This window comes from Bacillus sp. mrc49 (assembly GCF_002803435.1).
In genome coordinates this window covers 1-363 of the sequence record NZ_PHNG01000328.1, presented here as the reverse complement: position 1 = coordinate 363, position 363 = coordinate 1, and the positions used below count along the sequence as shown (strand labels likewise).

Below are 363 nucleotides of genomic sequence, written 5' to 3'. Positions count from 1 at the left end.
TTATCACCATCCGCTTTATTGACCACAATTCCATCCACAAGCTCCAGTATCCCTTTCTTCATTCCCTGTAACTCATCGCCTGCGCCTGTCAGGACAAGGAGCATGAAGAAATCCACCATGCTTCGGACGATCGCTTCACTTTGACCGACACCGACCGTTTCAATAAGAATGACATCAAATCCTGCCGCTTCACAAAGCAGCATCGTTTCCCTTGTTTTGCGATGAACGCCGCCCAACGTACCCTCTGAAGGCGAGGGCCTGATGAAGGCGCGGGGATTCCTTGCCAGCTCCTCCATCCTCGTCTTATCACCAAGGATACTCCCCCCGTTAATGGATGAGCTCGGATCGACCGCAAGGACCGCA

The 363-nt window shown here is 52.6% G+C and carries 1 pseudogene; it reads right to left on the bottom strand.

The features are described from left to right. Positions 1–363, bottom strand: a pseudogene (locus tag CVN76_RS02190) (methylmalonyl Co-A mutase-associated GTPase MeaB); the annotation flags it as partial.